Origin of the sequence: Nannocystis punicea, from assembly GCF_026965555.1 — a bacterium.
Taxonomy (GTDB): domain Bacteria; phylum Myxococcota_A; class Polyangia; order Nannocystales; family Nannocystaceae; genus Nannocystis; species Nannocystis punicea.
Map to the genome: position 1 here is coordinate 1091290 of NZ_CP114040.1, position 24764 is coordinate 1116053.

A 24764-nucleotide genomic window follows, 5' to 3' on the forward strand; every position below is an offset into this window, starting at 1 on the left:
ATCCATGCATTGATGCAACGAAGGCCACCCCCCCCGCGCGCACCGCTGGCCTGGGACGACGTGCGCCTGTTCCTGGCCCTCAGCCGGGCGCGCACGCTGGGGGCGGCCGCGGCGGCGCTGGGGGTCGACGCGTCGACGATGTCGCGCCGCCTGAGCGCGCTCGAGGAGGCGCTGGCGACCACGCTGTTCGACCGCGGGCGCGACGGGATCCGGCCGACGAAGGCGGCGGAGGACCTGCGGCCGGCGGCGGAGGAGATCGAGGAGGCGATGCTGCGCTTCGCGGCGGCGACCGACGGGCTCGAGCGCGAGGTCGCGGGGTGGGTGCGAATGACGTGCCCGCCCGACGCGGCGGAGGTGCTGGTGGTGCCGCTGCTGGGCGAGCTGCTGGCCGCGCACCCCAAGCTGCGCGTCGAGCTCGATCCGGGCGAGGCGGTCCGCGACCTCGCGCGCCGCGAGGCCGACCTGGCCCTGCGGACGGTGCGGCCGCGCAGCGGCGACCTGATCGTGGTGCGGCTCGGGGCGGTGCGCTGGATCGCCGCCGCCGCGCCCGCGCTGGCGCGGCAGCTCGGGCCGCTGCGCGCGTGGACCGAGGCGCCGTGGGTCGGCTGGGGCGAGCGCCTGGCCCACGTCGCGCCCGCGCGCTGGCTGGCGGCGCACCTGCGCGACGACGAACCGGCTGTCCGTTCGGACAGCTTCCGCGTGCAGCTGGCCGCCATCGCCGAGGGCCTCGGCGTCGGCCTGGTGCCCGCCCCCACTGCGCGACACTTCGGCCTGGTCCCGGTGGCCACCAGCGCCCGGCTGCGCAAAGAGCGAGAGGATTGGCCGACCGACGAGCTGTTCCTGGTGACCCACCGCGCCCTGCGCGAGGTTCCGCGGGTGCGCGTGCTGTGGGAGCTGCTGCTGGCGCGCGCGAGCGAGTGGAACGAGCCGGGCCCGCGAGCGCGGTGAGGCGGCCACGTCCGGCAGGCCGGCGAATCGCATGAGTCGGCGCGCCGGCGACGATGCATTCACGGGTCGCCCGTCGGCGAATGGCACGAGTCGAGCCCTGGGACTCCTCGCATTCGCCACGAACACAGCCGCTTCCTCGCGACCCCGCGCCCTGTCGTGGCGCACCGCCGCCACCGACAGATTACTTCGGCGCCGATAACTGTCGCCCGCTCGAATCGGCGGCGCCCCCGCACCCGTGGGGCAATCAGGCGCTAGACAGGGTCAACTGCGGGATTTCGTCCTTTTGGGGCCGGGAGCGAAGCACGCTCGGGTTGCGGGACCCTAGGTCCGCAGCGTATGAAATCAACATCTCACCCCGGGCGGCAGATGCTGAGCCGTTCCCGCTACGGGCGAGATTGGAGGCAACCGTGGGCCGAACACTTGTAGAAGGCGATAGCGGAACCGATGTCCAAATGCTCCAGGCCGTGTTGAATTATCACCGCGTGCCTGGGATCGACCCTGTCCTCGCAGTGGACGGGGTATTCGGGCCTGCGACGACGAGCCGCGTCATCTCGTTCCAGAACCAGAATGGCTTGACTCAGGACGGTATCGTCGGGCTGAACACCAGGGCGCAGTTGATGACAATCGGCCAGTTCACGGCGGCGTACACGGTCGACGTCGATCCGCCGCAGGTTGCCGGGCCGGGGGGGCCGGGGGCGGGGCCCACGCAAACCACGGAGTACGCGCTGACGAATGGGTTCAAGGTGACCTTGAACCCCTGGGAGCCTCCGCCGGCAAGGCTCCGGTACGTGCTGGAGTTCGAGGCGGCCTGGGTGATCAAGAACCCCCAGTCCCCTACCTCGCTGGCGCTCAGCGTCGGAGGCGAGATCGGGCGCGCCGTGAGCGTACGATCGCCCGACGGTCCGTACACGTTCTCGGGTGCCGGGAGCGTGATCGGGAAGTACGAGAAGGAAGTCGAGAGCGGTCCGATCAAGCTGGATGCGAGCCTGCAGGCGATGTTCGAGCTGGACTATGAGACCGGTGATCCCGTGGTGTCCACGGCCGCGGGGGTCAGCCTCACCAGCGGGATTTCGTTCGCCGTAATCAAGGAGCGGTTCTACTTGTTTGCGCAGGGCGAGCTTGCGGTCGGAGTGAAGCTCGTGCCCGGTGAAGCGCAGTCGTCGGTGCAACTTGAAGGGACCTCTGGCCTCAAATTGACGTTCTGAGCTGCGCACAGCCGGTCCGGCGTCCCTTCGTAGGCAGCGTGTCAGGCGAGGAAGCCGCCGTCGACCGCGAGGGTCGTGCCGGTGACGTACGAGGCCTCGTCCGAGGCCAGCCACAGGATCGCGCGGGCGATCTCCTCGGGCGCGGCGAGGCGGCCGAGGGGGACGCGCTGCGCCATGACCTCGGGGTGACCGCCGGTGAAGCGGTCGAGCATCGGCGTGGCCACCGGCCCCGGGGCGACGGCGTTGACGCGGACCTTGTGCGGCGCCAGCTCGAGCGCGGCCGAGCGCGTGAGGCCCTCGACCGCGAACTTGGTGGCCGCGTACCCGCTCGCGCCCGGCATGCCGCGCATGCCGGCGACGGAGCTCAGGTTGACGACTGCGCTGCCGGCTCCGCGCAGGAGCGCGGGGATCTCGGCGCGCAGCGCTCGCCACAGGCCCTTCACGTTGGTGTCGAAGGCGCGGTCGAAGGCCGCCTCGTCGCCGCCTTCGAGCGGCCCGGTGACCTCGACGCCGGCGTTGTTGATGGCCACGTCGAGGCGATCGAAGCGCCGCAGGCCGGCGGCCACCAGCGCCTCGACGGCGCCGGCGGCGGTCACGTCGGTGGCGACGAACAGCGCCTCGCCGCCGCGTCCGCGCAGCTCCTCGGCCAGCGCCTCGCCGGCGACCGCGTCGCGGCTGCCGAGCACGAGCTTGGCCCCGGCGGCGGCGAACGCCCGCGCGGCGGCGCGACCGATGCCGGAGGTGATGCCGGTGATGAGTACGACCTTGTCCGTGAAATTCGTCATGCTGTGTTTGCCTCTCCGCGGCAGAACATGACGGCAGGCGGGCGCAGGCAGTAGAGCCGACGATCGCAAGGCACTCTTGCGTCGCACGCAACAATCGGGGACCCTCGGCGGATGGACCTCCTGGCCCAGATGGCGACCTTCGTGCGCATCGTGGAGGGCGGCAGCCTGTCGGCCGCGGCCCGCCGCCTGCGCCTGTCGACGCCGGCGATCAGCCGCCAGCTCCGCGCGCTCGAGGAGGAGCTCGGCGCGACGCTGGTGCTGCGGACGACGCGGCAGCTGACCGTGACGGAGGTGGGCCGGGCGTACTACGAGCGCTGCGTCCAGATCTTGCGCGAGGTCGAGGAGGCCCAGGCAGGCGCGCGCCGCCGCGACGCGGTCGAGGGCCGACTGGTGGTGGCGGCGTCGGTGACGTTCGGCGGGCTGCGGGTGGCGCCGACGCTGCCGGCGCTGTTCGCCGCGCACCCGCGCCTGCGCGTCGACCTGCGCCTCGAGGACCGCCTGACCGACCTGGTCGGCGACGGCATCGACGTGGCGATCCGCGCGACCACGCTGCTGCCGTCGGCCTCCGACGCGCTGATCGCAGTGCCGCTCGTGACGGTGCCCCGCGTGGCAGTCGCCGCGCCGAGCTACCTGCGCCGCCGCGGCGAGCCGAAGGAGCCGGCCGCGCTGGCCCGCCACGACGCGCTGGTCCAGGTCTACGGCTCCGGCGCGCCGGCGACCCGCTGGCGCTTCAGCCGTCCGCCGCGCGAGGAGACCGTCCCGGTGCGCGAGGTGCTGGCCTGCAACGTGCTGGCGGTGCTGCGCGACGCCGCCGTCGCCGGCCTCGGGGTGGCGCTGCTGCCCGACTGGCTGGTGGCCGCCGAGCTGGCCTCCGGCCAGCTGCGGGCGATCCTGCCGCAGTGGAGCACGACCGGCGCGTCGGTGGCCGCGCTCTACCGGGTCGAGCTGCGCGGCACGCCGCGCGTGCGCGCGTTCGTCGAGCACCTGCGTCGCGCGCTGGCGTGAAGGATGATGTCCATGTGGACATGTTCTTTGAGTCATGTTCATGAGCGCCGGTCCGAGGGCCGCGCGCGGGCACATGCACGTCCTCCACCTGGCTGACCTCGTCGATGGCGCGACCGCGGCGAACAGGTACGGCCGTATATGTCCTCAAGGTCATGTAGACGGCCCCGCCTCCTCGATGGCGGCGCCGCGACCGGCGCTGCTCTCATGGACATGTCCAGTAGAGCATGTCGTGGGCGAACGTGTCAGTCGAACGCCGCGGCGAACAGGTGGGGGCCCTCCGTGTCCCACACCTGGCCGACGAGGTAGACGGCACCGGCCTCGTCGATGGCGACGCCGCGGCCGGCGCTGGTGTTGTCGCACTGGTGGATCGCGTCGATCTCGCCGGCGGGAGTGAACTTGACGACGAACGCGGCCTGGAAGTCGCCGCTGAAGCCGGTTCCCGACACGGCGGTCTCGCCGAGCTCGTTGACGGCGATCGCGGTCTGGGTGGAGACGGCGAACTTCGGCAGGGTGCCGAGCGTCTGGTGCCACTGCACGGCGCCGTCGGCGGCCAATCGCAGCACCTCGAGCGGCGCCTCGACCGGAGCCGCAGTCACTCGCCCCGACTCGTCGATCTCCGCGACAGCGCGGTCGGGGAGCTCGAACGGGTGCTCCCACGCCACGGCGGCGTCGGGCGTGAGCGCCAGCACCGCGCCGGCCTCGCCGTAGCGCACTGCCGCCGCGACCCCGGCGGTGTTCATGGCGAGCGCCTCGTCGAACGGTTTGTCGCCGAGCTCCTTGTCGAGGAGCAGCGAGCCGTCGGCGGCGAATCGCTGGACGCGACCGAGGTCGCGCTGGCTGAGCAGGGTGGTGCCATCGGGCGCGACCGCGGCCCTGCCGGCCAGGCTCGTCAGGCCGAACGAGAACCCGCGATCGACCTCCCACAGCAGGGTGCCGTCGAGGCTGAACTTTCGCAGCCAGCGGTGGCGTTGCTCGGGCGGGATGCCGGTGTCGATGAACGGGAGGTAGAGCTCGTCGGCGCCGTCGAGGCCGCCCAGGTGCCATTGCTGCGGCACCGCGAATTGCTCGACGAGGACGCCGGCCTCGTCGAAGTCGAGGAAGTCGAACTCGAGCGTCGAGACGCGCAGATGCCCCCGCGAATCGGCGACGGCCCACGAGCCGCCGGCCGACTCGAGGTCGAAGGTCAGCCAGCGCGCCGCCGGTCCGCAGACGAACTGGTCGAGCGGCACGCCCGGAGCGGGCTCGCTGGGCTCGCCGGTGTCGCCGTCGGTCTCGAAGCCGGTGTCGGTGTCGGTCTCGAAGCCGGTGGTGAGGACGCCAGTGGTGACGGGATCTGTGGTGAGGACGCCGGTATCGGTCGCGTTCGTGTCGGTGGCGTCGGGGCCGGGTATGGTGGGGTTCGGAGCGCTCGTCGGCGGAGCGTCGCTGCTCGCGGTCGACGTCGGTGAGGTGTCGTCCCCGGTGCCTCCGTCGGTGTCCGCGGGCGGGCTGCCGGGGCCGCAGGCGGCGATCGACGTCATCGCCGCCGCGCTCGCAAGGATTCGTAAGCCAAGTGCATGCATCGCCAGCCACGATGCCCGAGCATCGGGCGGTTCGCCAGCGCGTGCTCGAGAGCCACCGATCAGGAATTCATGGGCCCGTGACGTCGCCTGTCCGTCGACAATGGCTGCAGGACGGCGCGCCGTCGCGAGCGCGCTGTGTACAAAGGGCCCAGTCTTCGGTCCGCGCGCGAGAGGCGAGGTCGAGGACAATCCGATGGGACTGATGCTCACTCGAGCGCGACGGCGAACAGGTGCTCGCCGTCTTCGGCCCAGACGACGCCGGCCAGGTAGACCACGCCGGCCTCGTCGATGGCGATCGCGCGACCCTGGCTGGTGGGGTCGCAGGCGTGGAGCGCAGCGACCTCGCCGTTCTTGTCGAGCCGCAGCGCGAGCGCCACCATCTCGCCGTTGAGGGTCGCGTGGAGCGACAGGGCGGTCGCGCCGGCCTCGTTGGTGGCCAGCGCGGTGACGGAGGGGTCGGTGAGCTGCGGCAGCTCGACCAGCTTGTCCCATAATACCGAGCCGTCGGCCGCCAGGCGGGCCACATGGGGCTGCCCGTGCCTCGACGTCGCGACCACCTCGCCGTTCTCGTCGATGTCGGCGTAGCCGCTGGGATGGGTCGAGAACGGCTGCTCCCACAGCACGGAGGCGTCGGGCGCCAGAGCGATGACTGCGCCGTCGCGGCCGTGGCGCAACGCGGCGGCGACCCCGGCGCTGTTCAGGGCGACCACGTCGGTGAAGCGCTTGTCGGCGATCGTCTTGTCCCACAGGAGCGCGCCGGCGGGGTCGTAGCGCTCGAGGCGGCTCTCGCTGTGAGTGCCGACGAGCGTCGTCCCGTCGGGCCCGACCGTCACACGGCCCGAGAACTCCTTCGTGGGGGACGGGCCGCGATCGATCTCCCAGACTACCTCGCCGGTCGCCGCGAACTTGCGCAGCCCCTTGCGCGCGGCCCTCTCGTCGCGGAACGTGACATAGAGGTCGTCGGCCGCGTCGATGCCGCCCCAGCCCCACGGACTCGGCGGGGCGATCAGGCCCGCGAGGTCGCCGGTCGGGTCGAAGTCGAGGACGTCCCAGCCGCTGGTCAGGCGCAGGTGGCCGCGCGAATCGACGTGGGCGTTGCTCGCCAGGCTCGGGCTCGGTTCGACGAAGCGCCAGCGGGCGCCGGCGCAGGTGAACTGATCGAGGGGGATGACCGGTTCGGGCGGGATCTCGGTGACCGAGGTGTCCTCCGAGGCGTCGTCCGTGTCGGTGCCGGAGGTCGCGGTGGTGGTGGGCGGGGGCGTGGGATCGGTGGGACCGGGTTCGCTCGCGGGGGTGCCGGTGCCCGGCTTCGTGTCGGTGGCGTCCGAGGCCGAGCCGGTGGGTTGGCTCGAGTCGCTGCCGGTCTCACCGGGCGTCCTGGGCCCGCACCCCGCCAGGAGGCACGTCGCCGCGCCCCAGATCGTCATGCTTCGCCGCATAAGCCAGGCCATGAATGGAGGATGCACGATGCGAGCGGGTGCCGCCAGCGCGCCGCGATGCGGGGCGCGGTGCGTGTGTCCACGACGCGGATGTCGTGGCGCCGCTGTCGCGGTGCGGTGATTGACGTGACTCCGCGGACATGGGATTGTGAGGAGAATGTGTAGACCGCCGACGCGCCATTGGTGGCACTCGCCGCGAGGCGGCGGCCGGGCCGCGGCGGGCGCGATCGCGCGGGGGTAGAGCGGCGCCTGCAGGTGCATCGAAGGCTGCGCGGCGGCGAATTCGCGCGCCTTGAGGGATATCGACCCCATCTGATAGCGTGCTCCGCCGTGAACCGCCCCGTCGTCTCGCGCCTCCTCGTCGCTGCGTCATGTTTGCTCGGCTGTGCCAGCGGCGAGGACCCGACGACCGGGTTCGGGACGATGCCGGCGACGGCGACGATGACGGCGACGATGACCTCGCCGACGGACGTGTCGACGAGCGCGCCGACCACCGGCGGTCCGGGCGACGACATGGGCAGCGGCGGGATGGAGCCGCCGGTGCCGGTGTGCGGCGACGGCAAGGTCGAGGGCGACGAGGAGTGCGACCTCGGCGGTGACAACGACGACGTCGGCGAGTGCACGGCCGGCTGCCGGCTCGCGGTGTGCGGCGACGGCCTGGTGCAGGACGGGGTCGAGGCGTGCGACGACGGCAACGAAGACGACGCCGACGACTGCACCATCGCGTGCCAGGCGGCCGGCTGCGGCGACGGGATCGTCGGGCCGGGCGAGGCGTGCGACGACGGCAACATGACCGACACCGACGACTGCACCAACGCCTGCGCGCTGGCGGTCTGCGGCGACGGGATCGTCGGGCCCGGCGAGGCGTGCGACGACGGCAACGACGACGACGCCGACGCGTGCACGGCGATGTGCAAGAGCGCGACCTGCGGCGACGGAGCGCTGCAGCCGAACGAGGAGTGCGACGACGGCAACCTGGTCGACACCGACGCCTGCCTCAACACCTGCCTCGCCGCCGAGTGCGGCGACGGGGCGGTGCAGGCCGGCGTCGAGGAGTGCGACGACGCCAACCTCAGCAACCTCGACGACTGCACGGTCGAGTGCAAGACCTCGACCTGCAGCGACGGCATCCAGAGCGGCAGCGAGACCGACATCGACTGCGGCGGGGCCTGCAAGACCTGCAACAAGGGCAAGAACTGCGCGGCCGACACCGACTGCTCGACGGGGGCCTGCGTCAACGGCTCGTGCAACCTGCCGACCAACTGCAAGCAGCTGAAGAGCGGCCTGCCGAGCACGCCCAACGGGGTCTACCAGATCGACGTCGACGGCGATGGGCCGCGCATGCCGTTCGACGTCTACTGCGAGATGACGATCGACGGCGGCGGCTGGACGCTGGCCGGCCGCTCGCGCAACACCCCGAGCGCGCCGGGCTGCGCCGACACCGACGGCGGCGGCAGCTTCGGCTGGCGCGCGGCCCAGGGCGCGCTGGCCGACGACGGCAACGCTTATTCGCTCGACGTCGCCGGCAAGGCCGTCGCGTTCACGCAGGTGCTGTTCGGCGACCACGCCGGCAGCAAGGCGTTCGCCGGCACGATCTACCGCCACACGGTGGTCGCCAACTTCGTCGACGTGCACCTGAACTCGCACTACTACATCGGCGAGCCGACGGCGATCCAGGGCGCGTGCCCGACCGGGGCGTCGATGCTGGCGTGGATGGGCTTCACCAGCAACGTCGACACGTTCCACATGCGCGACGTCGACGGCAACGGCTTCGGCCTGACCGCCAGCGGCTGGCGCACGTGCTACGACACCTGCGTCGGCGGCGACCTCAACGGCAAGCCGGGGCAGATCTTCGTCCGCTGAGAGGGGCGTCGACGCGGCGAAGGACGCGAGCTGCGGCCGGCCTGCCGGCGGACGGAGACCGCGCCGTGGATCCCTGCATTGCGGTTGCGGGGGCGGCAAGGGGCGGGTATCCCGAGGCGGCGCGCCGAGAGTGACCGCGGCGACGCGCCCGCGACGTGATCGAGATGCCAGGCGATGCGAAGATACGAGAGTCCCGGCCGGTGATCGTGAACGATTACCGGTCGGAGTGGCCGTCCGAGTTCCGCGAGCTCGGGCGCCGCGTTCGCAGCGCGGTGGGCGGGGCGGCGCTCCGCATCGACCACATCGGGTCGACCGCGGTCCCGGGGCTCGGCGCGAAGGACGTGATCGACGTCCAGATCACCGTGGCCGACCTCGACGCCGCGTCGGACGTCACGGGCCCGCTCAAGGCCGCCGGGTTCCGTCAGGGCGAGTCGTTCGTGTCCGACCTGTTCCACGGGCTGCCGGAGGGGGGCTCCGAGCTGCGAAAGCTCTACATGCGCGAGCCCGAGGGCGAGCGGCGGACTCACCTGCACATCCGCGAGCTCGGACGCTTCAACCAGCGGTATGCGCTCCTCTTCCGCGACTTCCTCCGGGCGTCCGACGTCGTGCGGTCCGAGTACGAGCTGCTGAAGCGCAGAGCGGCGCAGCTGTTTCCCGAGAGCATCGACGGCTACCTCTGGGTCAAGGAGCCGATCTTCCACATCATCTACGAGGCGGCCTCGCTGTGGGCCGATCGCACCGGCTGGTCGCCCGCGGCCGATCACCTGTAGGCGCGGGGCGACGGCCTCGACGATCCGGCGGATGGATCAGCGCGGCTGGCGGATGGCCATGGCCTGGAAGTACTCGGGGATCCAGTCGGTCCACTGTTTACACTCGCGCGCCATCGTGTGCAGGTCGTGGAAGCGCCCGGCGAAGTTGACGAGCGCCCGGTAACCGCCGACGTCGGCCCGCGTCGCGTCGGCGATCGGGACCGTCTCGCCGTGGGTGAACTCGACGACGAGCCGCTCGAACGGATCGTGGCAGTCGGTCGGCGGGCCGCAGGAGCCGCCGCTGTAGGCCAGCGAGAGCGGGGCGAAGAAGTCGGGCAGGCCCTGCGGCTCCACGGCGTCGGACTCGAGGCCGGCGAGCAGCAGCGACGGCTCGACGGCGAGGTCGCGCAGGGTGAACCATTGATTGGTCCACCACGAGCCGCCGCGCGCGAGCCAGCGCAGCTCGAGCGATTGCCCGGGCGCGAGGCCGAGGGCGAACTCGGCCGGCTCGACCCGGACGTCGAGGGTGGCTTCGCGGTCGCCGCAGTCGAGGACGATCTGAAACGAGACGTCCTGGACGACCTCGATCAGGGTGCAGTCGCCCGCGAACGACTGCTCGTTGCCGACGATGTCGGGCCAGGGCTCGAAGATCACCGCGGCGCTGTGGTCGAAGCCCGGCTCGGCCGGGGCACAGTCGACCGGAGCGCCGGTGGTGGTGTCGCCCTCGCCGGTGGTGGTCGTGGTGGTGTCGTCGACGGGCTCGCCGGTGGTGGTGTCGTCCTCGCCGGTGGTGGTCGTGGTGGTGTCGTCGACGGGCTCGCCGGTGGACGCGGGCGGGCCCTCGGGCGCGGTGGTCTCCGTCGGCTCGCCGACCGAGTCCGGGGCGCCGGTGCCGGCAGTGTCACCGGGATCGGTGCCGCTGCCGGGAGGGGGCGGATCGGTGTCGGTGTAGACGCCGAGTTCGCCCTGCTGCGGACACGCGGCGAGGACGAGGCTGACGAATAGCGGTGAGCGGCGGGGCAGGCGGCGGGCTGTCATGCCGGTGATTTCCCGCCTGCGGTGATTCTCGTGAGCGGGGCGGCGACAATTCGAAGGGTCTGCGGCTCGACCTGTCGGCGCCCCGGCGTCAGGGGACGCCACGTCGCAAGCGCGGGCTCGGTCAGAGCAGCGTCGCCGCGTCGACGACGTCGGCGCCGGCGAAGTGGACGACGAAGCACCACGGCACGCGCATGCGGGCGCGGCCCTGCGGCAGGCCGGCGACCTGCCAGAAGCGCCGCCGCCAGGCGCTCGGGGGGCAGCCGGCGCGCTCGGCGAACAGGGCGCTGAACGAGCCGAGGCTGGAGAAGCCGACCTCGAAGCAGACCTCGGTGACCGAGGCGACTTCGGCCGCCAGCAGCGCCTTGGCCCGATCGATGCGCAGGCGCGTGAGGTCCTGGTGCGGCGTGACGCCGAAGGCCTCCTTGTAGCGGCGCAGGAAGTGGAACTGCGACAGGCCGGCCTGGCGCGCCATCTCGGCCTGGCGCGGGGCCGCGGCCGGGTCGGCGTGGAGCCGGTCGCGCAGCGCGGCCAGCCGGCGGAACACGTCGTCGGGCGGGAGCGGCCGGGGCACGCGGCGATGGTGGGCCGGTCCGCGCGGTTTCGCAAGATCGGAGAAGCGGCCGGCAGCGGGCCCGTGGCAGCTTCTCCGCACCATGATCCAACGCCTGTCCCACACCACCATCTACGTCCTCGATCAGGACCGGGCCCTCGCGTTCTACACCGAGAAGCTCGGCCTCGAGGTCCGCAGCGACGCGCGCATGGGCGAGTTCCGCTGGCTCACGGTCGGCCCCAAAGGCCAGCCCGACCTCGAGCTGGTGCTGATGCCGCTGAAGCCGTCGCCGATGATGGACGAGGCGACCGTGGCGAGCTTCCGCGGGTTGATCGAGAAGGGCAGCTTCGGCGCCGGGGTGTTCGCCACCGCCGATTGCAAGCGCACCTACGAGGAGCTAAAGGCCCGGGGGGTGGAGTTCGCGGGGCCGCCGAAGGAGCAGTTCTACGGCATCGAGGCGATGTTCAAGGACGACTCCGGCAACTGGTTCTCGCTGACGCAGCACACGCGCTGAGGCGCGGCGGGAAGAGACCGGACGCGCGGGACCGGCGTCGTCGCGGCGGCGCCCTGGCCGAGGCGAGGCGTAACGCCGGTGACGATCGCGGTCGAGCCGCGCCGTCCTAGCGGCAGGCGGCCAGAACAGCAAGGAGTGAGGCGAGGACGGGGGGAGCCGGGCTCGCGCGCGCCTGCACGTCGGCTTCGGAACGAGTTGACAAATGATGCGCTGAATGTCAAAGTGTCCGCATGACCGCGACCATGAAGGAGGACGAGGCAGCCGCGCGCCGCTCGAAGGTCCTGCTGGCTGCGCGGTGGTGCTTCCTCAACTTCGGCTTCGCCAAGACCTCGTTCGAAGACATCGCCAGGCGCGCGAACCTCTCGCGCACGCTGCTCTACCGGATCTTCAAGGACAAGGAAGACATCTACAGGGCCGTCTTCGTCGACTGGCTGGTGTCGCGACATCCTGCGGCGAAACAGGCGGCGGCCGCGGCGGGCAGCCCGTACGAGCGCTTGCTCGACGTGTGCAGGCTGATGGTGCTCGAGCCCTGGGCAGACATGGTCGGGGCGCCGATGGGGAGCGAATTCTTCGACGTCTGCGAGCGGCTGGATCCCGCCACCGACGCGGAGCACCGCAAGGTCGCGCTGGAGTGCGTGGGGGCGATTCTCGGGGACAAGGAGAGAGCCGAGGTCTTCCTGCTCTCACTCGATGGTCTCCTCGCAGATCTCCCGGCGATCTCGGTGCTCGAACGACGGCTCCAAATCCTCGCAGAACGATTCGTACAGCCGGCGAAGGCGAAAGCGAGGCGGTCGGGGACGACTACGACCGGTCGGAGGGCTCGTCGATGAGTGCTGCGTGGACCACAAAAGACATTCCGTCGCAGGCGGGACGGCGAATCATCGTGACGGGCGCCAACAGCGGCATCGGTTGGCACACGGCGCTGGAGCTGGCTCGCGCCGGCGGCGAGGTGACGATCACCGCCCGCAGCGAAGTCAAGGGTGAGGACGCCGCCAGGCGCATCCGCGCCGTCGTGCCCGGCGCGGAGCTGCGGACGGGCGTGCTCGACCTGTCCGACCCCGAGTCGGTTCGAGCATTCGCCGACAGCCAGCTCGCGCTGTCGCGGCCCATCGACGTGCTGATCAACAACGCCGGGGTGATGGCGCTCCCGCAGCGGCGAATCAGCGTCGATGGCCATGAGCTGCAGTTCGCAACCAATGTCCTGGGGCCCTTCCGCCTCACAGGGCTGCTGCTCCCCGCCCTGCTGCAGGGAGCCGCGCCGCGCGTCGTCACGGTCTCTTCCAACGCTCACAAGGCGGGTGGGCCGGTGCCGATCCAGGACCTCGACTCCCGGGACGGTTATCGGCCCATACGCGTCTATTGCACGACCAAGCTGGCCAACATCCTCTTCACCCGCGAATTGCAGCGCCGCGCCGGCGATCGTCTCCTGGCGACCTCCTGCCATCCGGGTACGGCGCGCACCAATCTCGGCGCGGATACGACGCTCGGCATGAAGCTCATGGTTCTGGCGATCTATCCTCTGATTCAGAGCGCGGCCATGGGGGCCGAGCCGACGCTCATGGCGGCGACGGCGAAGGATGCCCGGCCCGGGAGTCATTTCGGGCCGGGCGGATTTCTCGAGTGGCGGGGTCACCCCGTCGAAGCCGAGCCGGCGCCTTTCGCCAGGGACGAGGTTGCAGCTCGGGTGTTGTTCGAGGAGCTCGAGCGTATCTCAGGGGTTCGGTACGCGCTCTGAGCCCGGGACATCGGGGCTCACGATCGAAGCCAGGTGTCGACAAATCTCGTGGTGACGGCGTCGGCGACGACGGCTGCACTCATCGCATTGGTGGCAACAGCAAGAACGAGAGGTACTCCGATGAAGCTCATCCTTTTCGGCGCATCCGGCATGGTCGGCGCAGGGGCCTTGCGTGAGGCGCTCGACGCCCCGGAGGTCGAGTCCGTGCTCAGCGTCGGACGGCGCCCGTGCGGCGTCACGCACCCGAAGCTGCGCGAGCTCCTGTTGCCCGATCTGTTCGACTTCGCCGCGGTCGAGAGCCAGCTCGTCGGCCACGACGCGTGCATCTGGGCCGTGGGGGTCAGCTCGGTGGGCCTCGACGAGGCAGCCTACGCCCGGGTGACCGAGGAGCTGACGCTCGTCTGGGGGCGCGCGCTCCTCCGGCTGAACCCGCGTTTCTCCTTCTGCTACTGCTCCGCAGCCGGCGCCGGCGGCCGTTCGATGTGGGCGCGCGTTCGCCAGCGCGTCGAGGGCGCGCTGAAGTCGATGCCGTTCCGACATGCCGGCGCCGTCCGCCCCGGCTTCATCCGGCCCGGGACGGGCATTGGTAGCCGGACGCGCCTCTATCAGGTCGGGATCGTCCTGCTGAAGCCGGTCTTCGCGCTCGTCCCGTTGCTCGTACGGGTCTTCCCGGCCCTGTTCACCACCTCCGAGGTCCTCGGGCGCGCGATGCTTCGCGTGGTCGAAGGACGGGCCGATCGGTTCATCCTCGAGTCGGCCGACATCAACAGGGTCGGCGCATGAGCCCGACGACTCGCTCGCTGCGCGGCGCCAGGCTGGGCGTCGTCGTTCTGGTGGTCCTCACGCTCGCCGCTGCCTACCACTTCGGGATCTTCGCGTGGTTCGGCGAGCCGAGGACCCTGGCCGCGACGCTCGTCGAGATGGGAGCTCGGGGCTACCTCGCGTTCATCCTCGCGTACACGGTGCTGCAGCCGTTCGGCGTCCCCGGGACGATCTTCGTCGTCGCTGCGCCGCTGATCTGGCCGTGGCAGACGGCCTTCACGCTCTCGATGATCGGGACGATGGGCGCCAGCGTGGTCGGCTTCTCGTTCGCTCGCCTCGTGGCGAAGGACTGGGTCTCGGCTCGCATCCCCGCCCGGTTCCGCAAGTACGACGAGTCACTCGAGCGGCACTCGTTCCAGACCGTCGTGGTCCTCCGTCTGATCTTCTGGATGCCGCAGGTGCTCCACTCCTTCTTCGGCGTCTCGAAGGTGGGGTTCTGGACCCACTTCTGGGGCTCGCTCGTCGGCTACGCGCCGCCGCTGCTGCTCGTGAGCTACCTCGGCGGCGAGATGTTCGATGCGTCGGGGCAGCTTCGAGTCGACGCGTGGCCGATCCTCGTGGGGCTGCTCGTCGCTTCGCTGCTGATCGCCGCGCTCGCCCGGGCCCGCGCGCGACGCCATCCCTCTTGAGGCCTCCGCGACGTACAGCGCGTCGTCCAGGCGCTTCTCTTCACCGCACCACACGGAGCAACTCATGGCACGCGACCTCGAAGGCAAGGTGATTTTGATAACGGGAGCGACCGATGGCATCGGCAAGGCCGCGGCGATGGACTTCGCCGGGCGCGGAGCGACGCTGACGATCGTCGGACGCGACAGGGAGAAGACCGCGCAGGTGCTCGCAGCGCTGAAGGGCGCGAGCGGGAACCAGAACCTCGACCTGCTCGTCTGCGATCTCTCCCGGATGGCCGACGTGAAGCGCGCCGCCGAGGCGTTCAAGGCCAAGCACGACCGGCTCGACGTCCTGGTGAACAACGCCGGCGCGACCTTCAAGTCGCCGATGAAGAGCCCCGACGGGTTCGAGCTGACGTTCGCGCTGAACCACCTCGCCTACTTTCAACTGACGACGGCGCTGCTCGACCTCCTCGGGAAGACGTCAGGGGCGCGGGTCGTGTCGACGTCGAGCGCCATGCAGGCCCGCGGGGCGCTCGACCTCCAGAGGACGCCGACGTCGCTGGACGGCCCGGGCTGGCGCGCCTATGCGACCTCGAAGCTCGCGAACGTTCTCTTCACGAAGGAGCTCCAGCGGCGGTTGGAAGGGACCACGGCGACGGCGAACTGCTTCGAGCCGGGCATGGTCCGGACCCAATTCGGGGGATTCGGGTCGGACATGGGTGTCCTGCAGAACGTGATCTACGCGCTCGCAAAGCCGTTTGCGAGGACGCCCGAGCAAGGCGCGGACTCGCTCGTCTGGCTCGCCACCTCGCCGGAAGCGGCGGCGCTCAAGGGACAATTCGTCGCGAATCGACGCCCCGTGGTCCCATCCAGGCAAGCGACCGACCCGAAGCTCGCGGCCGATCTGTGGACGCTGAGCGAGAAGCTCTGCGCCGAGGCTGCAGCGCGCGCGGCGTGAAGGCTCGGAGGGGGCAAGGCCGGGTCGCCGAAGATCGATCCGGACCGCGCCTCATGCCCATCCAGGACCCCGACACGGCTGCAGCCGCGCCGGGGCCGACACCCGTCGCGGGCTTCGATGCGGGCTGTCCTGTGGGACAGGTCATGGAGCGCCGGTTCGACGACCGAAGCCGTCCTGGCGACCGCGGACCTCTGGTTTGCGGGCGGCTCGCGGGGCGCGGGTGAAGGGGGCGCCGTAGATCTCGCAGCAGCGCATGAGTCCGCCGCGTGTCCGGGAAAAAGTTTCACGGGCTGCGACCCGGGGCCGCGGAACGCTGCTGCCCTGGAGCACGGACTCCGCCAGCCGTCGCTATTCCCGGGGTGACGCCGCGCTCGCCGGCGCGGGCAGGTGCGGAAGCTCCAGGTGCGCTGCGGCCGCGACCGTCACGAGGTGCGCGGCGCGTCCGGGGGGGCACCTGCTAAGCTCGCGTCCGTGTCCAGGCCGCTTCACGAGGTCGATCCGACCCTGCGCGGCGACGAGGCCCCGCACGAGACGCCGCGCGGGGAGCTCTACGCCAACCGCTACCGGATCGAAGCCCTCGCCGGGCGCGGCGGGATGGGCGAGGTGTACCGCGCGGTCGACGTGCTGGTCGGCGACGTGGTCGCGCTCAAGGTGCTCGGCAAGTCGGTGACGCCGAAGCAGATCGACGGCTTCCGCCGCGAGGTCCGACTGGCCCGCCGGATCAGCCACCCCAATGTCGCCCGCACCCACGACATGGGCGAGCACGACGGGGTGCCGTTCCTCATCATGGAGTTCGTCGAGGGCACCACGCTGCAGGACGTGCTGCGCAACGACTCGGCCGCGGGCGGGCTGGCGCCGGCCCGCGCGGCCCGCATCGCCCTGTCGGTGTGCGAGGCGTTGACGGCCGCCCACGCGGCCGGGGTGGTCCACCGCGACCTCAAGCCGGCCAACATCCTGCTCGAGCTCGAGGGCCGCGTGGTCCTCACCGACTTCGGCATCGCCCGCCCGCTCGACGAGGGCCAGCACACTCAGGGCCTGCTCGGCACGCCGGTCTACATGGCCCCGGAGCAGGTCGCCGGCGCGCCGGTCGAGGCCCGCACCGACCTCTACGCCGTCGGCCTGGTGCTGTTCGAGATGCTGACCGGGCGCCTGCCGTTCGCCGGCGACACGGCGTTCGCGGCCGCGCTGGCCCGCCTGTCCGAGCCGCCGCTCGACCTGCTGGCGGTGCGGCCCGACGCGCCCGAGCCGCTGGCCGAGCTGGTGCGCCACTGCCTGTCCCAAGAGGCAGCTCAGCGCCCGGCCAGCGCGGCGGTCATCGCCGAGCGCCTGCGCGGGTGGCTGATCGGCAGCGGCGAGACGATCTCGAGCGGCGCCGGGCCGCTGTCGACGCTGGCGTCGACGCGCCACCACCCGAACGCGACCACGCCGACCAGCACGCTGACGCCGCCGATGGTCGCGGTGCTGCCGCTGCGCTACCAGGGGCCGCCGGCGACGGCGTACCTCGGCGAGGCGCTGACCGACGCGGTGATCGACGTGCTGCAGCAGACCGGCGGGATGCGGGTGCTCGGCAGCGGGGCGACCGCCCGCTACCGCGACGCCCGCGACCCGCGGGCCGTCGGCACCGAGCTGGGCGCGGCGATGGTGGTCGACGCGACGCTGCAGGTGACGCCGACGCTGCTGCGCGTGCAGGCGCGGCTGGTCGAGGTGCAGACCGGGCTGCAGGTCTACAACGAGCGCTTCGAGGCCCGCGCCGACGACCTGCTCGACGCGCAGGAGATCGTCAGCAAGAAGATCGCCGAGGGCCTGCGGGTCGAGCTGACGACCTACGCCCACCGCCGCACCGGCACGCCCGAGGCGATCGCGCTGTACCGCCGGGCCCGCCGCAAGATCACCGGCGGCCACATCGTCGGCCCCGACGGGGCGATCGAGCTGCTCGAGGAGGCGCTGCAGGCGTCGCCGATGTTCCGCCCGGCGCTCGCCAGCTACGCGGTCGCCTGCGCGCGCGCGTGGTTCTTCGCCGACCGCCTCGGCTCGCCCCGCGACTTCGCGGCGCTGTCGCGCTCGGCGGTGGCCCGCGCGCTCGAGCTGGCGCCCGACCTCGCCGAGACCCACTTCGCCCGCGGCATGTACGAGGTCCAGGTCGGCGAGTGGCGCGACGCGGTCAAGGCCTTCGTCAAGGCGCTCGAGCTGGCGCCGACCTACGCTCACGCCCACGAGTACCTGTCGCAGCTGCAGTGCGAGGCCGGCAACATCGAGGACGGGGTGAGCCGCGCCCGCCTGGCCGCGGCGCTCGAGCCGAGCCTCCTCCAGGCCTACGCCCACGTGGCCCGCGTCCACGCGCTCCGCCGCGACCTGGCGGCGATCCACGAGTTCATCGACAAGCTCGAGCACCAGCCGCACTTCCAGTTCCAGGCCCTCATCACCCGTGTGCGCGTGGCGGGCTGGTTCGGCGACCTCGACACGGTCCGCGCCTGCCTCGAGCGCTCGCGCTCGATGGCCCAGAGCGAGCGCGAGAACGCGGTCAGCTTCTCCGCCCACGGCCTGCTCGGCGACTACTCCCGCGAGGAGATGTGGGCCGGCTTCGAGGAGTTCCTCAAGGGCGGCCCGAGCCCGCGCATGGTCACGTCGACCTGCCAGGTCACCGCCGAGATCATGGCCATCCGCGGCTTCCACGACGACGCCCTGACCGTGATCGAGCGCGCCTGCGACGCCCGCCTGATCGACCTCGAGTGGCTCGACCTGTGCCCGGCCCTGGCCTCCGTCCGCTCCGACCCCCGCTTCCTCAAGGTCCGCCGCGTCGTCGCCCAGCGCGTCGAGGCGATGTGGATCGTTTGACCCGAGGGGCATGCTTTTAAAAGCATGTCCGAAGGGGCATGCTCGAAAAGGCATGTCTAAATAGACATGTTTCGAGGGACATCGTTACGGGCGCCGCTGCGCCCGGGGCGAGGAGCGCGGCGCGCACGGGCCAGCGTACTAACCCCCGACGAACGTGACCGTCTCGTCGAGCGGCGCCCGGCCCGTACGGACGTAATTCTCCGTGACGTCCTCGTACCCGATCGACATGCCGCAGAAGAGGATGAGATCGTCGGGTGGTGACAGGAGCTCCGCGACGGTCCTGCGATACACGGACCACGCCATCTGGGGGCAACTGTGCAGCCCTTCGGCGCGGAGCAGCAGCATGACGGTCTGCAGATACATGCCGACGTCGGCCCATTGGGGCGGGCCCATGTCGCGGTCGATGTAGCAGAACAGGGCGACGGGCGCGCCGAAACAGTCCCAGTTCGCGGCAGCGGCCCGCTGGCGCGCCTCCCAGTCCTCGCGGACGATACCCAGTGCGCTGTAGCGCTCCTTGCCGAACGCGGAGCGGCGCTCGCCGTACGGGGGCTTCAGCGCGGACGGGTACATCTCGTACTCCCGCTCGTCCCATGGCTCGCCTGCGGCCACGCGCTTGCCGGCGCGCTTCTTGAGCTCGGCCAGCGGCTCGCCGGTCAGCACGTAGATGTGCCACGGCTGGATGTTCGACCCGGACGGCGACCAGGCCGCGGCCGACAGCACGCGCTCCAGCACCTCCCGCGGGACCTGCCGGTCGGTGAATCCCCGCACCGACCGCCTGCTCCTGACAGCCTCATACACGTCCAAGATCGCATCCCCCCATTGGCTCGACACGCCCGACTCCGTCACACCATAGCCGGCGGGGTCGTCCCCGAGTCTCGCGCCCAGCTCCGCAGGTCGAGACCACCACTGCGGGACTCTACGCTTCCGTGCCCCACGCGCAAGCGAGCTGGTGTTGCTCCGGTGGGGTGCGCGGGCGCGCGATCGCTGGTGTTGCTCGGCGAGTGTCGCTGGCGCGCGACATCCGCCGGCATTGCTCGCGGCGAGCTGGTTTCGCTCGGGACAACGCACGGCCGCCGGGTCGTGCGGGGCGGTGTGGCTCGCAGCGCGCTGGTGTCGCTCGGGGCGCGCGCAGTGTCGGGCGAACAACACGGGCTTGCCGCGGTGGGGCGTCGGCCGGGCCGCGGGTGTCGGCGGCGCGCGGGGAGGCGGTGTCGGCGCGTGCGGGGCGGAGGTGCCGGCCGCTCGGCGGAGCGGCGGCCTGGGACGGCCGAGAGGGACGAGGTGGAAGCCTGCGCGGCGAGGCGACCGGCCGGGCCCGTCAGCCGGCGTCCGGGCCGGGCGGGGCGGCGAGGCGGAAGAAGCGGAAGCCGCCGCCGCCGCGCCAGCCGGTGGCCGCGGTCGCGCCGCTGGGGTCGTCGCCGTCGATCACGGCGCGCAGGCGCGGCAGGCAGTGGGTCTCGGCGTGCGGGCCGAGCTCGACGGCCAGCCAGCGGCGCCGCATCTTGTGGGCGACCGCGGCGGTGGTGCCCGAGCCGGCGAAGCAGTCGAGCACGAGGTCACCGGGGGCGGTGGCGACGTCGAGGCAGCGCTTGAGCAAGAGCTCGGGCTTCTTGCCGTGCGAGAACTCGACCCCGCCCTCCTTGTGCAGGTTGTTGGGCAGGAGGTCGTCCCAGATCGTCGACAGCGCCTGCGCGGTGACCCGCCGGCCGTCGACCTCGCGGACCTTGGCGGAGTAAAAGATCAGCTGCTCGCCGCCGAGGAAGTACATGTCCTCGCGGCCAGGTCGCTCGGCGCGCAGGACCACCCCGGGCTCGGCGGCCGAGCGGGCCAGCACCTGCCGCGCCGGCTCGCCGACGTCGCGGGCGGCGATCCGCGCGGTGCGGACGACCCGGTGCGGCGAGTCGAGCACGAACGCCTCGAGCTCGGCCTCGAGGGCGCCGCCGCGCAGGCTCCTGAGGTCGAGGCCACTGGCCCGCGCGAACGCCTGACGCAGCGGGACCAGCCGCCAGCGCTCCGGCGAGTCGTCGATGTTGTCGATCCACCGGCTGTAGCGAGCGTCGCGCGCGGTCGCGGCGTGGACCCGACCCGCCCGCCAGGCGCCGCGCTGGCGGGCGTAGACGACGATGAAGCTGGCGGTGCTGACGAACCCGGCGTTGACCGCCTTCGGCCCCGAGACGGAGCTCTGCTTGAAGGTGATGACCGCGATCCGGTTGGCCCGCCCGAACACCTCGTCGGCGACGGTGATCAGGTAGGCCAGCTCGTTGTCGTCGATGTGCACGAACAGGGTGCCCGAGTCGGTCAGGAGCCGCCGCAGCACGACCAGCCGCTCGCGCATCAGCGCCAGCCAGCGCCCGTGCTCGAGGCCGTCGTCGTAGTGCGCGAACACCTGGCCGGTGTTGTACGGCGGGTCGATGTACACGCATTGCACCCGCCCGGCGAACTCCGGCTCGAGCGCCCGCAACACCGCGAGGTTGTCGCCGCGGATCAGCCGATTGTCGACCAGCTCGTCGGGCCCCGCCTGCGCGGCGCGATGCCCCAGCGCGAGGTCCTCGCGCAACACCGGCGCCGGCGTGAGCGCCTCCTCGGCCGGGGCCAGCTGCGGTCGACCGCGTGCAGGCATCGCGCGCGCGAGGGTAGCATCGTTCTCCGCGAGCCGTCGCTGCGAGGGGGCCGTGGGGCCGCGCGGGCGAGCGAGCGTGGTGTATCCCGATCTCGCAGGCGCCGCCGTTGCCGGGGACGGCGCTCGCGTGTAAGTTCGGGGCGCATGACGCCCGAGGACGTCGAGGCTCTGTTCCGCGAGGAGACCGCTCACGTCGAGTGGAAAGAGTCTCACGACGCCAAGGACGTGCTCGACGCCGTGTGCGCGTTCGCCAACGACCTCGCCGACAGCAAGCGCGAGGGTACCGTGGTCCTCGGCGTGCACGCGCGGACCGGCAGGCCGTGCGGCAAGTATCCGCGGGCGACGACGGACGCCGACAAGGTTCAGCAGGCGCTGGTGAGCCTCATCAGCTCGACGAAGATCATCCCCCATCCGGTCGTGCAGATCGAGACGCTCGAGCGTGAGGACCAGCTGGTGTTCGTGTTGCGAGTGCAGCCGTACGCCGTCCCGCCGGTGGTGAAGGTCAACGGGACGCCCTACGTGCGGGTCGGCACCGTGACGCAGCGGGCCAACGACGCGCAGCTGCGGCGGCTCGAGGAGCGCCGGCCGATCCATCTCCAGCCGTTCGACATTCGCCCGTGCGACGGCGCGAGCGCCGACGACCTCGACGTCCCGCTGCTGTCGGCGAAGTACCGCGCGGCGCGCGAGCTCGACGGCGACCCCGACACTTTCCTCCCCTTCGAGCGCTGGCTGACCCAGCAGGAGCTGGGGCGGCCCGCGAACGGGACGTGGACGCCGAACAACGCGGCCTTGCTGGTATACGGTCTCAGCCCCCAGAGCTTCTACTCCGGGGCCTACGTCGACCTGGTGCGCTACGCCGGCAACGACTACGACGCGCCGATCAGCGTGCGCCAGACGATCACCGGGCCGCTCCTCGAGCAATTGAAGCAGGCATGGACGGTCCTCGACGCGCTCAACCTCGACGTCGCCGGCGAGGACCGCGGCATCCAGACGACGCTGACGTCGATGTTCCCGGCGCCGGTGCTCAAGGAGCTGGTCCGCAACATGGTCCAGCACCGGGACTACGCGGCGACGCGCGCGCCGAGCCGCGTCGCGTGGTTCGACGACCGCATCGAACTGTCCAACCCCGGCGCACCGTACGGCCAGGCCGCGCTCGGCAAATTCGGCGAGCACTCGGAGTACCGCAACCCGAGAGTCACGCAGCTGCTCCTCGACGAGGGCTACGTCGAGCGGGCGGGTCGCGGGGTCCGACGCGCGGAGGCGCTGCTCGCCCGCGAGGGCCATCCTCCGCTCGAGATCGAGACGAACGGTTACACGACCGTGACCGTGCGGAGGCGCCGCGAATGAAGCGACCTGCGGTGAGGCTGGTCGCGCGCGGGCCGAAGAGTCTGGTCCTGTTCAACAACAAGGGCGGGGTCGGCAAGACGACCTTGACCTTCAACCTCGCGCACATGTTCGCCAGGTTGGGTCGCCGGGTCGCGCTCATCGATCTCGACCCGCAGTGCAACCTGTCGGCGCTCGCGCTGCCGGACCACGTCCTCGAGGGAATCTGGGACGACACCGAGCCGGGGCGGACCGTCGCCTCCTGCGTCGAGAAGGTCCGTGTCGGCCGGGGCGAGCTCGCTGAGCCCGTCGGTTGCGAGCTCGCCGACGATCTGTACCTCCTCCCCGGTGATCTGCGCTTGAGTCGCTTCGAGCCGCGGCTGGCCCGCGACTGGCCGCAGATCATGGCGGAGGACAGCGAGATGGCGCTGCATGCCGTCACCGCGCTCGATCGTCTCGCGGTGAGCTTCGCCAATCAGGTCGACGCCAACATCGTGCTCTTCGACGTCGGGCCGAGCCTGGGCGCCCTCAACCGCGCCGTGTTGCTCGCGTCCGACGCCGTCGTCGTCCCCCTCGCGCCCGACCTGTTCAGCCTTCGTGGTCTGCAGAACGTCGGCGAGGTGCTGCACGAGTGGCGTGACGAGTGGGAGACCGCGCGCGTGAAGAACCTTCAGAGCGCCAACCGTCGCCGAGAGCCTCAGCCCTCGTTGCCCCAGCGTCTCATGCAGCCGCTCGGTTACATCGTTCAGCAGCACCTCGCCGTCGCAGACGTACCGGTGCGGGCGTACCAACGGTGGTTGAAGCAGATACCGGCGAGCTTCGCCGAAGACGTGCTGCATCGGCCGGCTCCAGCCCTGGATTCCGTCCAGGACGACCTTTACTGCCTCGGCTTCCTCCGCCACTTCGCCAGCCTGGTGCCGCTGGCGCAGGCAGCCCATAAACCGCTGTTCGAGCTGGCTCACGCCGACGGCGTGGTCGGCTCGCAATATCAGACAGTCGCCCGCGCGACGAAGGCGTTCGAGCAGTTGGCCACAGGTATCCTCGCCAGACTCGATGCGCTCGGCGTCGTGGCGTCCAAGGGATGAGGCCCGTTGGGCCTCGCGCGGCCGCGAAGCGCGGCTCCTGGGGCGCATGACCCTTCGGACAGGAGCTTCGACGTCACAGTCATGGAGCCGGGCCGGGGGCACGAGCCGGGGGCGCACAGCCGCGTCTGCGCGTGCGGGGCGGGCGCCGGCGGAGGTGCCGACCGATTCGTGGCACGCGTTTACTTGCGCGCGGGGTTGATGCATCTTCACCGCAGATGCAGCGGCTGGTGGATGCATTCCGGGCCCGGTTGAACGACAACGTGGCGGAGTCGGCGAGCCGGATCCGCGCGGCCAAGCTGCCGTTCTACGAGGGCCTCACCGACGCCCAGCTGTCGGCCACTCTGGCCCGCGCGTTCGAGGCCGCGGCCGCCGACGTCGAGCGCGGCGAGCCGCACGCGCTGCTGCAACGCATGCGAGACATCGCCATCGTCCGCTCGCAGCGCGGGGTCGCGGTGATGGACGTCGTCACGGGCCTCAACCTCGGGTTCCAGGCGGTCTCCGACGACTTCGCCGCGCTCTGGCCCGACGACATCGAGCTCCGGCTCGGCTGGGAGCAAGCGCGGGCGAAGATCGCCTACGCCGGCGCAGCAGTGCTGGCCGATACGTACCTCGAGGCCCGCGAGGCGGTGGTGCGCGCCCAGTCCGAGGCGCTGGTCCGGCTGTCGCTGCGCGTGCTGCCGCTGTACCCCGGCGTGGTGGTGCTGCCGCTGCTCGGCGAGCTCGGGGCCGAGCGCGCGCAGCAGATCACCGAGGCGCTGCTGGCGGCGGTGGCCCAGCATTCGGCGGCGTACGCGTTGCTCGACCTGTCGGGCGTGCCCAGCCTCGACACCGACGAAGCGGTGCAATTGCTGGCCCGCGCGACGCAGGCGATCGAGCTGCTCGGGGCGACGCCGATCCTGGTGGGGATCCAGCCGGCCGTGGCGCAGTCGATGAGCGCGCGCGGGGTGTCGTTCCGCGCGCCGACTCTGGCCGACCTCGCCGGCGGCCTGCGCCACGCGCTGCGCGGCCTCGGCGTCGAGCTCCACAAGGCGCGGGGATCGTGACTCCCTTGGTTCGTGCGCGCGGGCTTTATTAAGAAATATGTCCCCGAGGACAGCTCATTCACGGCGCGCCGAGG

22 protein-coding genes are annotated in these 24764 nt (G+C 71.4%); 15 read left to right on the top strand and 7 right to left on the bottom strand.

Going from position 1 to position 24764, the window contains the following annotated elements:
* Positions 1-12 precede the first annotated feature (12 nt).
* The gene (locus tag O0S08_RS04150; protein ID WP_269037662.1) at positions 13-948 is read left to right on the top strand and encodes a LysR family transcriptional regulator; all 936 of its coding nucleotides are present in this window, start codon (positions 13-15) and stop codon (positions 946-948) included.
* Between the two features lie 80 nt (positions 949-1028).
* The gene (locus O0S08_RS04155) at positions 1029-2153 is read left to right on the top strand and encodes a peptidoglycan-binding domain-containing protein (RefSeq protein ID WP_269037663.1); all 1125 of its coding nucleotides are present in this window, start codon (positions 1029-1031) and stop codon (positions 2151-2153) included.
* Between the two features lie 41 nt (positions 2154-2194).
* Here O0S08_RS04155 and O0S08_RS04160 read toward each other — a convergent pair whose 3' ends face one another.
* The gene (locus O0S08_RS04160; protein ID WP_269037664.1) at positions 2195-2938 is read right to left on the bottom strand and encodes an SDR family NAD(P)-dependent oxidoreductase; all 744 of its coding nucleotides are present in this window, start codon (positions 2936-2938) and stop codon (positions 2195-2197) included.
* Positions 2939-3049: 111 nt separating this feature from the next.
* On the opposite strand from O0S08_RS04160, the gene O0S08_RS04165 reads away from it, so the two are divergent.
* Positions 3050-3943, top strand: a complete 894-nt coding sequence (locus O0S08_RS04165) for a LysR family transcriptional regulator (protein ID WP_269037665.1) — start codon at positions 3050-3052, stop codon at positions 3941-3943.
* Positions 3944-4185: 242 nt separating this feature from the next.
* Here O0S08_RS04165 and O0S08_RS04170 read toward each other — a convergent pair whose 3' ends face one another.
* Together O0S08_RS04170 and O0S08_RS04175 are read right to left on the bottom strand one after the other, a co-directional pair.
* Positions 4186-5463, bottom strand: coding sequence for a hypothetical protein (locus O0S08_RS04170; protein WP_269037666.1), 1278 nt, complete (start codon positions 5461-5463; stop codon positions 4186-4188).
* Between the two features lie 248 nt (positions 5464-5711).
* On the bottom strand, positions 5712-6932 hold the full coding sequence (locus O0S08_RS04175; RefSeq protein WP_269037667.1) for an outer membrane protein assembly factor BamB family protein: 1221 nt from the start codon (positions 6930-6932) through the stop codon (positions 5712-5714).
* Positions 6933-7274: 342 nt separating this feature from the next.
* Between O0S08_RS04175 and O0S08_RS04180 the strand changes: the two genes are divergently transcribed.
* Both O0S08_RS04180 and O0S08_RS04185 read left to right on the top strand, forming a co-directional pair.
* A complete protein-coding gene (locus tag O0S08_RS04180) occupies positions 7275-8807 on the top strand; it encodes a DUF4215 domain-containing protein (RefSeq protein ID WP_269037668.1) in 1533 nt (510 codons plus the stop codon).
* Between the two features lie 200 nt (positions 8808-9007).
* Entirely contained in the window at positions 9008-9577 is a 570-nt protein-coding gene (locus O0S08_RS04185) for a GrpB family protein (RefSeq protein ID WP_269037669.1), read from the top strand.
* A gap of 36 nt (positions 9578-9613) precedes the next feature.
* On the opposite strand, the gene O0S08_RS04190 is transcribed toward O0S08_RS04185, so the two are convergent.
* Both O0S08_RS04190 and O0S08_RS04195 read right to left on the bottom strand, forming a co-directional pair.
* Positions 9614-10594 (bottom strand): hypothetical protein, encoded by a 981-nt coding sequence (locus tag O0S08_RS04190; RefSeq protein WP_269037670.1) that lies wholly within the window; start codon positions 10592-10594, stop codon positions 9614-9616.
* A gap of 121 nt (positions 10595-10715) precedes the next feature.
* Positions 10716-11165 (bottom strand): helix-turn-helix domain-containing protein, encoded by a 450-nt coding sequence (locus O0S08_RS04195; protein WP_269037671.1) that lies wholly within the window; start codon positions 11163-11165, stop codon positions 10716-10718.
* An 82-nt stretch (positions 11166-11247) separates the two neighbouring features.
* Between O0S08_RS04195 and O0S08_RS04200 the strand changes: the two genes are divergently transcribed.
* The 7 genes from O0S08_RS04200 to O0S08_RS04230 all read left to right on the top strand — a co-directional run bounded on the left by O0S08_RS04200 (position 11248) and on the right by O0S08_RS04230 (position 18619).
* Positions 11248-11658, top strand: coding sequence for a VOC family protein (locus O0S08_RS04200; RefSeq protein WP_269037672.1), 411 nt, complete (start codon positions 11248-11250; stop codon positions 11656-11658).
* A gap of 230 nt (positions 11659-11888) precedes the next feature.
* Positions 11889-12488: a TetR/AcrR family transcriptional regulator gene (locus O0S08_RS04205; RefSeq protein ID WP_269037673.1), complete on the top strand. Its 600-nt coding sequence runs from the start codon at positions 11889-11891 to the stop codon at positions 12486-12488.
* Positions 12485-13393 (top strand): oxidoreductase, encoded by a 909-nt coding sequence (locus O0S08_RS04210; RefSeq protein ID WP_269037674.1) that lies wholly within the window; start codon positions 12485-12487, stop codon positions 13391-13393. The genes O0S08_RS04205 and O0S08_RS04210 overlap by 4 nt, the downstream gene beginning before the upstream one ends.
* Before the next feature lie 120 nt (positions 13394-13513).
* The gene (locus O0S08_RS04215) at positions 13514-14176 is read left to right on the top strand and encodes a Rossmann-fold NAD(P)-binding domain-containing protein (RefSeq protein WP_371879596.1); all 663 of its coding nucleotides are present in this window, start codon (positions 13514-13516) and stop codon (positions 14174-14176) included.
* The gene (locus tag O0S08_RS04220; RefSeq protein ID WP_269037676.1) at positions 14173-14844 is read left to right on the top strand and encodes a TVP38/TMEM64 family protein; all 672 of its coding nucleotides are present in this window, start codon (positions 14173-14175) and stop codon (positions 14842-14844) included. The genes O0S08_RS04215 and O0S08_RS04220 overlap by 4 nt, the downstream gene beginning before the upstream one ends.
* A 64-nt stretch (positions 14845-14908) precedes the next feature.
* Positions 14909-15784 carry an SDR family oxidoreductase gene (locus O0S08_RS04225; protein WP_269037677.1) on the top strand — a complete coding sequence of 292 codons (876 nt, stop codon included), beginning with the start codon at positions 14909-14911 and terminating at the stop codon, positions 15782-15784.
* A 471-nt stretch (positions 15785-16255) separates the two neighbouring features.
* A complete protein-coding gene (locus O0S08_RS04230) occupies positions 16256-18619 on the top strand; it encodes a serine/threonine-protein kinase (protein ID WP_269037678.1) in 2364 nt (787 codons plus the stop codon).
* Between the two features lie 138 nt (positions 18620-18757).
* Here O0S08_RS04230 and O0S08_RS04235 read toward each other — a convergent pair whose 3' ends face one another.
* Positions 18758-19423, bottom strand: a complete 666-nt coding sequence (locus O0S08_RS04235) for a nitroreductase (RefSeq protein ID WP_371879597.1) — start codon at positions 19421-19423, stop codon at positions 18758-18760.
* 514 nt (positions 19424-19937) lie between these two features.
* Entirely contained in the window at positions 19938-21239 is a 1302-nt protein-coding gene (locus O0S08_RS04240; protein ID WP_269037680.1) for a site-specific DNA-methyltransferase, read from the bottom strand.
* A gap of 144 nt (positions 21240-21383) precedes the next feature.
* Here O0S08_RS04240 and O0S08_RS04245 point away from each other — a divergent pair, with 144 nt between their 5' ends.
* The 3 genes from O0S08_RS04245 (at position 21384) to O0S08_RS04255 (ending at position 24690) form a co-directional block, all read left to right on the top strand.
* Positions 21384-22586, top strand: coding sequence for an RNA/DNA-binding domain-containing protein (locus O0S08_RS04245; RefSeq protein ID WP_269037681.1), 1203 nt, complete (start codon positions 21384-21386; stop codon positions 22584-22586).
* Between the two features lie 11 nt (positions 22587-22597).
* Positions 22598-23647: a ParA family protein gene (locus O0S08_RS04250; RefSeq protein WP_269037682.1), complete on the top strand. Its 1050-nt coding sequence runs from the start codon at positions 22598-22600 to the stop codon at positions 23645-23647.
* Between the two features lie 215 nt (positions 23648-23862).
* Positions 23863-24690 (top strand): STAS domain-containing protein, encoded by an 828-nt coding sequence (locus tag O0S08_RS04255; RefSeq protein WP_269037683.1) that lies wholly within the window; start codon positions 23863-23865, stop codon positions 24688-24690.
* Positions 24691-24764 lie beyond the last annotated feature (74 nt).